The following is an 8396-nucleotide window of genomic DNA, read 5'->3' as shown; positions in this document are numbered from 1 at the left end:
CTCCTTCTCTATCAGCATCCGTCCCAATAATCACTTGATCCGCTGCTACCACTTCATCATAGATTCTCTTAAATTTTTCTCTAGAACCCTTGTCCTCTTTCAGATGTTGCTTAAATGAAACATTTGTAAGAGGTAATTTATCAAGTGACCAGTTGTCTGGTTCGCTGTATTCAAATAGGTGCCCTTCAGCAGCCACCACATGTACTTCAGCTGGAAAATAGAGTGATTGCCTGATAACATAGACACCTTTCTTTTTACTGAATTGTCCCAAAGCTGTAGCATAAGCTTCTGCCTGTTTCTCTTTTTCAGCCAGAATAACTATAACCATATCATTCTCCTTCTACTTCATTTTCTGTCATTGTAAGCTATAATTAAAAAATCTTTTGTAAAGGGACATCGACAAGGGATAGAGTGAGTTGATATCAAAAAACAGCACATAAAGTTATATAACTTTATACACAAAAAGAGGCTCTTAAAGAGCACTCTTTCTAGACTTTAAGCCCCTTCTTTGGGCTTTGGATAAAATTTTGATTTTGAACCACCTGTCTGTTTAACTGGTAAGGCTTTGTATGTTGTTCAACACTTTTTACAATCTTAGATACTGTTCCATGAATCCGTTTCATAGATTGCGCTAGTTGTTGATCGTCAAGAGAGGTCAAATTATCAGTCCAAATTGCCATATAGCGAATGGCTTTCTCAGAGGTATCTAACCCAAAATGCTTAGAAACGAGATAACTTGTCATCTCAGCTTCAAGTTCTCTACGATCTTTTGAGACATCCTCCTTATACGAGTTAGCAAATTTAGGATTATGCAGACTAGCATGCGCTAACTCGTGAATGGTGGTTGCAACGACTTCTCCAGGAGTATTATCTGGATTCAAAAGTATTTTTTGTTCATCTGGATAAAAAGCTCCCTTCGCACTCCTCAACTCTTTTGCATCGTCTTGATAAATGGTTACACCGATACTATTTGCATAATCGGAAAGTCCTTCTAGCACTTCTTTAGTACGAACATGATCCATATTAAAATCATAATGACGATTTGGCATCGCTTTTGGATAAAATTCAGGCTTCAAGGTTGTTTGAGACAACTCAAATACCTTATACGTAGCGAATTTAGCTAAGCCTGTATTTGAATCTCTTTCATGGAAGAAGCGAGATTTCAATTTTCCTTCCTTCTTCAAAGCCTTTTCTTCAGGTGTCGCTTCAGAAAGTCTTTTATATTTTGGATTTCCTTTTCCATTTTTCACCTGATTCCCATTTTCATCCAATACAGGAATCATTTCAACCATCATAGGTCTAAACAAGGTAATATGTGATTTTTCTCCTGTCTTAACCGAAAGATTGTTATGAACAACTTCTCTTGTTCGACCTGTTTTTTTATTGGTATAGGTATTTCTAGTTTCAAATACCTGATCTGAAGTAATCCCAAGAACTTCCCCCATCGATTGCCATTGATTATAGGTTGCGACTGCATTCGCTCCTGGCCACTGTTCCTGAATCAAAGCGATATTTCTAGGTGAGAGTTCTGGAAACTTACTCATAAAATTCAGATACTCTTCTAACCGTTCTGGTGTTTCTGTGTACTCTCTCACTTTTTGAAAAGCAACTTCACTCAATTCATGAGGCGTTAAAGCAGCATAATCAATACTACTTGAGTTTACTTCAGGGGTTTCCAAATCCGAAATAGATTCCTCTTTCAGAATCTCCTCTACACGCTGAAGCAAATTAGTTTTAGTTTCTTGCTTAGAAGATTGAAAAGCTACCGTTTTTCTTGTATCAGGAGTTTGACCTTCTCCTTCTTCTATCAATCGAGACGATTCATTTGCTTCCTGAGAAATTTCCTTATTCACCACTCTATTTTCCAGCTGAGAAAGAATTTCTTCATCCATTGATGCTAGTTCAGATTGACCGTTGAGTCGACGATATCCTAACCCTAGCATTTGTGAAATTGGTGTAGTCTCATCTCCAATATCATAACGAATTCCCTCCTTAATCATTTCACCACCTGGAGCATAGATATCAAACTTAATTTTGGTAGGAGGGATATAGACTTCAGTATTGCCTGCAGTTACTTGTTTCATTCCTTCTTGATGAATTGGATAAAAGTCCTGATTGGCCTTATATAGCTCCCTAGCGAAATCTTGATAAGATATCAGCTCGGTCTCTTTAAAGGGCAATTTCGGCCCACCTGGGCGATCCTCAGACCATTGGAGACGTACATGGTAGTTTTCCTTATAAATATGGTCTTGTTGCCATTCTTTATAAAAATCTGAATTTGTATCTAGGAGATGATCTTTCTCAGCTGCAGCAACAATCTGATCAAATTTATCATTGTACTGTTTCGCATAGTCAAGATATTGATTCCAGGCTTGATGAAATTCTTCTGGCGTTTTTGAGATATCATCTGGCACACCTAAATTATAGACAGTATCTAACACCTGAGTAAAGGTAGCTGAATCAAGTGAGGTTTTATTCAGAGTGTTCTCTGGAGCTGGTGGTTCAATTTCTTTAGAAACTTCTTCAAACTGCTTATTCTTCAAAACTGATAGCATTTCTGCACCATTGTCTTTAACATATTCCTCATTAATTGACAGTTGCTCAATGTGACCATCTCTTTCTCTATAGACACCGAGAATGATCTTTTCATCCAACAATTTAACACTAGTTGCAAGCTCTCCTTTGAGTTTCATAAGAGAGGCTGGAATTTTTTCATCTCCGATATCTTTAAACAGTAGTAAGAAATCTTCATCTTTTGCTTTAATAGCTTCACTCATATTGAGATTGTGAAGCTTTTCAACACTGCTCAAATCATCCAGAACAAAGGATTGTGGCTCTAAAATATCCTGAAGCATTGGAAGAACCTGCAATTTATCCTTAATTGAATTACTAATCAACATACCGTCATAATGACCTCGACCAGCCGCAAAATCTTCTAAGAAATCAGCAGCACCTTTTCCTTCTTCAAAAGGTCTAATCCCTGAAAGATGGATAAAGTTTTCTTTTTGGAAAGTTACTTGAAGAACATTCTCTTCTCCATGATCCGCATAAACAAAACTTATTTTACTGCCAGCCATTTCACTTAAATACCAGGACGCTGTACTTTGAATGGAGGGCGCATATTGGTTCAAACGTCTTAAATCGGCAGGTGTAATTGGGTGATAATTCCCCACTCGCCGTTGCACTTTATCATAATTTGTGCTAAAATGAAGGTACGGATAGGATGATGTCGGGTGACTGGTAACAGTTTGCTCAAAGGTACTTGTTTCAAGTACAGGTGAGGTACTGCCTTCAGCTTTAGGCTGTAAAGAACCCGTGCCACCACTGGTCCTATCATTCATTTGCTCCTGAGAACTCTCAGGAGCTTTTTCTTCTGATTCAACTGACTCTGTTTGAACATTCTCCTCAGCTGAAATCTGTGATTGATAATCATGATCTGCTTTTTGTGCCTGTTCTAAATAAGGAGTTGGAAGAGTTTCTCCCAATTGCGTTGAAAGGTCACTGTCTTCACTACCAATATCATATCGAAAATCATCTGTCAGACGACTCCCCTTTTCATCTTGCAATGCAAAATAAGTTTTATCATATCCCAGGCTAAGCATTCTCAAATTATTCTCTTCATACAATTGAGCTATAAAATCCTTATATGGAATCACATCTCCTGATGAGAATTTCTGAGATAGATTTGGATTTTCTGTAAAATCAAAGGCTACAAATAACTCTGGAGGCACTGAACCTTGCTCTTCCTGTATCATTGGTTTTACTCCAATATTTCCTTGCGCTTGTTTGGCAAGTAATTCATCCACCTTCAGTCTTTCCTCGTCTGTTTTCGGATGATACTTGATTTGTGAAGATAATTGAAACTCTCCTTCTTCAGTCAACTCCAGGGCAACTCTTCGTAACCCTTTTACAAAATACGTATTTGATTGTTTTTGCCACTGGTTCACTAGCCCTTCATCAATTAAGGCTTGAGTTGCTGGTTGAATGCTCGTTTTACCCATTTGTTCAGATATGGCCTCAAGTCTAGTCAACTCTTCTTGATAGCGTTTGAGAGTAGCTTTGGTAAAGAACGACTCCCCACGTTTAGCTTTTTCTAACTCTTCACGGATTCTAGGTATATTTTGAACACTCATCTCCAGACCACTTCCCTGACGATTCAACCCCATTTCTTTCAAATGTTGTTGGTGCTCCAGGCGCTCTACTCGCTCTTCCTGTTGCCTAATCTCATCCATCTTTGAGAAGACTTGATCTTCTATTTGTTCTTGCTTACGTTTAAAGCTAGCACCTCCTCGCTTATCATTCATGGGTTGCCCATTTGTTAGCGCTTGGTGGGAATAAGCTCTTGAAATAGCCTCGTCTTGTTCACCCCTTAGTCGTTCCAATTTTCGACGTGCCTGTGCAAGACGACTGTTGTCAGGCTTTTCTTCCTGTTGATTCTTTAGAACATCATTCCAGTCCGTTTTATCTTGTCCTGGTCTTAGTTCTGGTAGATCTGAATTGATAACAGCTCCTTTTGCCTCTAATTCTTGAATGAATGTTCTACCTGCTTCATCATTATCTAAAGCTAGAGTAATCAAATCCGCATTTTTCCCATCTTCAAAAAAGTGATGATCAATAGCTACTTGAAGCCCGTCCGCTAATTGTTCAGGTGTCCATCTTAGCGGTTTTCCTGATATTTCAGCTTGAATTTGAGATAGATGACGGCCTATAGTCGATTCTTTCAAACCATCCATAGAGACTAATCTGACGTCCTGAAGACTATCTTTGTGCAATTCATAGTAGGACATTAAATCAATTGGACTCTCAGTGAAAATCAATCGTTTTGGACTGCCAATATCAACATGAATACCTGTCATAGGATCGGAGTTTTTCATAATCACTTTAGCATATCCATGTTTTGGCCACTTCTCCCAATTCTCCTGTATTCCTTGTAAAGAGGCTCCAACAACTTCACCTGAAGAAGAAAGGGACTTGAAGACAATAACTGGCTCAATCGCATTTGTTGTAACTCCATCATTGCCTTCCGCAAAGTAGTCAAGTTTGGCGTTAGCTTGGGCTAAAACACCCTGTTCCAAAAAATAATCAATCGTTTCGTCTGACAGCCCACGTTGATTCCGTAGATAATCTCTTCCAGCTGAAAACGGCTGCTCGTATTTCTCAAGATAGTATTTAAAATCTTCTTGAGGCCTTTCAACCATTTGAAACTCTTTAAAGTTTCCATCATTTAAAAAATCTACAGATTGGTTAAAACTTACTTCCTTTATCGTCTCAACCAAAGAAATCGCATCTCCACCTGTATTTCTAGAGAACCATTTCCATAAATTTTTATCAGGTGAAATAACTAGGCTATCATGTTCTTTCCATCGATAGTCTCGTCCGGAGCGAACCAGCTCCATCTGAAGCTCATTTGCAACATCCAAAATATCTCTAGAACGTGCGAATTCAACACGTTCTCTACGACTTTTACCACGTCTTGATTCTTGTTCTGTCATATAAAATCTCCTTAAAATCCTTCATACTGTGGTTTGTACGGCTCATTCTCTGCTTGTAGAAATGATTCTGGATCTAAGTGAACCAATTCCCCTACTGAAAAAGATTCAAATAGCTCAGAATTTTCCTTAAAATCTAGAACCATTTCTAAATCAGAATTTCTTCCTTGACCCTCAAAATGCACTTGCTTGGTATCGGCATTCATTGCCGTAATTAACCATTCGGCTGAGAAATCAAAGTCTTCAACTGCGACATCTGGAAATAATAGCTTCATTTTTCTTCTCCTTTCTCTTTTTATCCTTCTATTCTATTCAATAACCAAAAAATCCCATTTAAAGGGACAATAGATTTCCATTTTTCAACAAAAAAGTCATTGCTTTTACAATGACTCTTATATACTTTGCCCTTTTTCTTCAAGTTCTTGTCTCTCATCGCTTCTCTCACGTTCCATAAGGGCTTTTTTATTTGCACGTTGAGCCCTTTGAAGAGAATTGGTCAGATTTCTCATGAAATCTGTATTGATGATTGCTTTACCTTGAGATTGTTGGATATTTTTTCTTTGCAGGACCTTTCTTTCTTGCATTTTCTGTGAAACAGCTTGAGCTAACTGACTTTTCTGATTACTTTCCTCCTCTGGCAACAATTTCTGATAGAGTGATTTGAGCTCATAAAATCCTTTCGCATTCTCCTGTTTTAATTTTTGAACAGTTCCTTGATCAGTCGTTTGTGAAATTTCCTTGTTTCGACTGTAAATCTGATGTTTCAACTGAAAAATAGAGATATGTGTCTGTAACTCTTCTACGTAGCTATCTTTCGTAACAGGATAGCCCTTTAGAATGGTCAAAACTCCTTCATCTTGAAGAGGTTGAATTGTAGCTAATTCCTCCTTTAAACGTTTAATAGGAGCTTGAATTGTTAATGAATCAGCTTTCTCTACTGAAAATGAAACACTATCTTCAAACTGGTTAGCAAGAGAACTTCTCAGAGATTGATCTGCTTCACTCAGTTTATAATTTGGAGTCAGCTGCAATTCAGTCAGCTGCAGTCTTTGAAGAATCTCCTTCTTTTTTAATTCAACAAATGGCTTATCCGATTCAAGTGGTTGGATTTGATCAAAAAGAGTTTTACGAACTAATAAACTACTCTGTTTTTCCTCCAATAAACTCAATTTTAAAGCATAGCGAAATGTTCCTAACTCCTGGCGCTCTTTTAATGATCGATCACTTTTCTTTTTAGCTGCTTCTACAAGTTCTTTCAAATCAGCTGAAGAAAATAGCGACAAGTCTCTTAAAGTAAGTTGCTTCTCCAGTAAGTCTTCTTTCAGCTGACTCACATCATAAACTAATTCCGTAACATATTCAGGACGTCCCAAACCTGTTCCGTGTTTATCATAAGCAGCATAGACTGGTTTTGTAATTTCAATAGGTTTTGCCCCATCTTTCAACTCATAACCCAGTTTTTTCCAGGCATCTAGTGTTTTGATAACACTTGCATTGGGATCCTGTTCTAAAATCATTTGTTGATTCTTTACTGAGAAATTGGCCAAATTTTTTTCCAGTCGAACATCAGCTATTTCAGGAGCATTCTCACGAAATAGGTGCAAGATTTTATTTGCTAATCGTTCTCTCAACTCCTTCTCTCGGTTCGCTATTAATTGCTGCAGATGATAGCCTGCAGCCTCCTGTTGTGTTTTCTCAATACGATCATCAAGTTTCCGAATCTTCTCGTAGGTTGATTTTTTTCCAGCCGAATAAGCTCCTCTATAGGTTTCTAGGAAGTCCTTCGTTTCTTTCAGAAATTCTTGATAAAGCTCTTTCCCATCATTTTCTAAATAGGAATCCAGATAGCGATCAATGAAGAATTTACTGACTGCAAAATCTCTTGCATTTGAGCCATAGCGCCATTTTTTATCCATTGGTAAATGGTTGTAAGCCTGTTCCAAAAAATTTTTTTCAGCCGAAGAACGAACCTTCTGATCTCTAAATACAGAATTGATCAACTCACTTCTGATATTGGCCAAAATTTGTTCTCGTCTAACAATCATTCCCCTAGTCTGTTCATTCAACAAGCCATGAAAAACATCGCTTTTAAATCGCTCAATAGTTTTCTGGGAAAAGTTTCCTCTGTACTCCATTCGTCCACGAGGTCGATAGAAAATTTTTTCTCTTGCAGATTCAACTTCAGATAAACCAAAATGCACATGAATATTATCCGTATTCAAGTGAATGTTAGCCCACCAAAATGATGAATCAGATAAGCCTTCTTTTTCAATCAACCTCGGCAATGCTTCACGTATGACCGACTTGATAGCTTGCTGATCGACTTTTCCAGTTTCCAGATCATATAATCCCTCTTTGGCCAAAAAATCATTATCAAAAGAGATAACACCCTGCCATAGAAGAGAGCCATTTTGATAAGCCTGTTCTAACTTACTTTTCAATTCAGTTACTTTGCTACGCTGCAAGTAATTGGCCTCTTTTGTAAAAATGGCTGTCATCTCTTCATTTTGGTTTTCAGTAGCATAAGAGCGATTCATATAATCAATGTATTCCTGAAAATTAAGTTTTGTTTCTGGAACTTCAGCTTGAATTTTTTGTAGTTCATCTTCAGTTAGAGACTCAATATTTTGTCTGTGTGTTTCTAAATTTAATTCATTATCAACCTCAACAGCTTCGTCTCTATTGGTGTAGTCTACAAAGCCACTATTTGCTTCAGTGTATTGCAGCATGAAGGTAATACTTGGACTAGACTCACTCACGAGTAAGGTCTCCTTTCAATTAATGAGAATGTTTGATTGTTTGACCACGTGCAACATCTTCTTGAATGACATCGTTAATTCTTGCCATTAATTCATGCTGTGTAGGATCCAGTCGTGAATGAATAGATTCCAAATCTTGAACATCAAA

The 8396-nt window shown here is 37.7% G+C and carries 4 protein-coding genes; all 4 read right to left on the bottom strand.

Annotated features, from left to right (window positions below; all coding sequences use genetic code 11):
• Positions 1-328 (bottom strand): toprim domain-containing protein (locus QM460_RS10080; RefSeq protein WP_414290028.1); only part of this gene is annotated, 328 nt, incomplete at its 3' end.
• Positions 329-488: 160 nt separating this feature from the next.
• Positions 489-5492 carry a PBECR4 domain-containing protein gene (locus tag QM460_RS10075; protein ID WP_414290027.1) on the bottom strand — a complete coding sequence of 1668 codons (5004 nt, stop codon included), beginning with the start codon at positions 5490-5492 and terminating at the stop codon, positions 489-491.
• Between the two features lie 11 nt (positions 5493-5503).
• On the bottom strand, positions 5504-5764 hold the full coding sequence (locus tag QM460_RS10070) for a hypothetical protein (RefSeq protein ID WP_050077964.1): 261 nt from the start codon (positions 5762-5764) through the stop codon (positions 5504-5506).
• Between the two features lie 117 nt (positions 5765-5881).
• Positions 5882-8218, bottom strand: a complete 2337-nt coding sequence (gene mobP2 / locus QM460_RS10065) for a MobP2 family relaxase (RefSeq protein ID WP_414290029.1) — start codon at positions 8216-8218, stop codon at positions 5882-5884.
• Positions 8219-8396: the final 178 nt, after the last annotated feature.

It is taken from the genome of Streptococcus infantis (assembly GCF_047464415.1).
GTDB classification, from domain to species: Bacteria; Bacillota; Bacilli; order Lactobacillales; family Streptococcaceae; genus Streptococcus; species Streptococcus infantis_AE.
Note: the sequence above shows the minus strand (reverse complement) of the source record. Positions and strands in the feature narration are given on the sequence as shown.

Coding starts and splice junctions, on each gene's coding strand:
- QM460_RS10075 (WP_414290027.1), bottom strand. CDS start 5,492: ATGACAGAACAAGAATCAAGACGTGGTAAAAGTCGTAGAGAACGTGTT.
- QM460_RS10070 (WP_050077964.1), bottom strand. CDS start 5,764: ATGAAGCTATTATTTCCAGATGTCGCAGTTGAAGACTTTGATTTCTCA.
- mobP2 (WP_414290029.1), bottom strand. CDS start 8,218: ATGCTGCAATACACTGAAGCAAATAGTGGCTTTGTAGACTACACCAAT.